Origin of the sequence: uncultured Planktosalinus sp. (genome assembly GCF_963973675.1) — a bacterium.
In the GTDB taxonomy this organism is placed as follows: Bacteria; Bacteroidota; Bacteroidia; order Flavobacteriales; family Flavobacteriaceae; genus Planktosalinus.
In genome coordinates this window covers 1-1,927 of sequence record NZ_CAXBAN010000435.1, presented here as the reverse complement: position 1 = coordinate 1,927, position 1,927 = coordinate 1, and the positions used below count along the sequence as shown (strand labels likewise).

Genomic DNA, 1,927 nt, shown 5'->3' with positions numbered 1-1,927 from the left:
GAGACTGTTAATCTCATAAAAAGTGAATTGATAGAAAACCCAATTCACAAAGCTACTACCCTCTCAATCGAAGGCCAAAAAATTGGTTATTTGATGTATAATGGTTTTACTGCAGATTTTGATAGCCAGTTAAACAATGTGTTTGGAACATTTCAGTCTGAAGGGATTTCTGATCTTGTATTAGATTTAAGATACAACAGTGGAGGCTCAATAAGAAGTGCCATAGACCTATCCAGTATGATAACAGGTCAGTTTACTGGCCAGGTGTTCTCTACTGAAGTGTGGAACCCCGAATTACAACAAATTTTTGAACAAAACGAACCCGAAAGTTTAATTAATAAGTTTAACAGCAATTTGAGAACAGGAGAGGCTATTAATAGTTTAAACCTCAACAGGGTTTATGTACTTACTACATCAAGCACAGCATCTGCAAGTGAATTAGTTATTAACGGTTTAGACCCATACATTGAAGTCATTCAGGTGGGTGCAACAACTACCGGAAAATTTCAGGCTTCTACTACATTTTATGATGGTCCGGCACCAAATTTTAGAAGAGAAGATGCAAGTTCCGGGCATTTTTATGCCATTCAACCTCTAATCTTTACTTCAGCAAATGCAAATGGGGTAACTGGGTTTGTGGATGGTATTCCACCCACAATAGAGTTCTTTGAAAACTATTCAAACCTGGGTGTTTTAGGTGACCCCAATGAACCTCTGCTGGATGCAGCCTTGGATGATATTTTTGGCAGGAGTGTATCAAGAAGCTTCCAACCTCAACTAAAAACAGCCGGCAATAGTAAATCACACCTTCCTACTTACAACAGAATGTATTTGGATGCATTAAATAAACCATTTAACTAATTACTTTAAATCTGAAGCATCAACGGTTATCTGATCTCTCATAAAAGCCTGGCAAATATGATTCATTGAGGAAACGGTCTGGCTAATAACATTAGTTATAGTTGAAACCTGAACGCCCTTTTTTGATAATTCCTTTACATTTTGGTATAAAAATGTAATCATCTCATTATAAAATGACTCGTTGCTTTCCCTCATTTGATTTAGGGTGGGAGCATTTGTGGCGTCAATGTCAATATAACGGTGAATCTCATCAATTTTGTTTTTGACAAATGCCCTTAGTTTTTCTAAAATATCAAGGGCAAGAGGGTCTTCACTGTCAATAATAAATTTAATGTTATGTGCAACATCCTTGATGTCTTTTGCGCCATAAACAAGTGACCGCAGTGCAATCATATTTGAAGTAAGTTGTTCAGATTCCTGAACACTTAAATTTTTCTCCTGAAGTTGAAGGTAAAAAGTCGTTAATTCATCTTCAAGGCGTTTGATTTTATCGTACTTATCATTGAGGTTTACAGCCGTTTGAAAGATGGTTTTCCAACCCGAAGCCTTGTGATTTTCATTTGTAACCGCAAAACAGTTTTGAATAAAATCCTGTACATTACTATAAACGAGACCCAATTCGTCTTTTACGGCTTTTAAGGCAACTTCGGGAAACTCAGTTGTAATGTTTTTTATATATAAAGTTTCGCCTGTGGGCTCAGCCTTTTTAAATCTCCTTTTGAGAAACTTTTGAAAGCTTCCTAAAAAGGGTAAGAAAAGCAATATTCCTCCTAAATTTAAAAGGGTGTTTAATAGTACAAGCTCCATTAAGGGGTCTGTCATATTGAAAAAAACATACACCTTGTCAACCACTTGTTTAAGAAAAATAAAAACGACAATCCCGGCAGTGGAGTTAAAAATTACATTGGCCAATGCCAGTCGTTTTTTATCAGCAGTTCCACCAATGGAACCAAGCAACAAAGTAGATGTTGTTCCAATATTAGCCCCAATAATCATTGCAAACGATTGATAAACATCTATCAGTCCCGCATTCAATGCGCTTAAAATGATGACGATCATTGCAGAG

At 36.4% G+C, this 1,927-nt stretch carries 2 protein-coding genes; one reads left to right on the top strand and one right to left on the bottom strand.

The genetic code is table 11. The annotated features are described in order from the left end of the window. Window positions 1-861 (top strand): S41 family peptidase (locus AACY61_RS13055; RefSeq protein ID WP_339612019.1); only part of this gene is annotated, 861 nt, incomplete at its 5' end. Here the strand turns inward: AACY61_RS13055 and AACY61_RS13050 are convergent. Then, the coding region (locus tag AACY61_RS13050; protein ID WP_339612018.1) for a Na/Pi symporter at window positions 862-1,927 on the bottom strand (1,066 nt) is incomplete at its 5' end. It abuts the gene before it with no gap.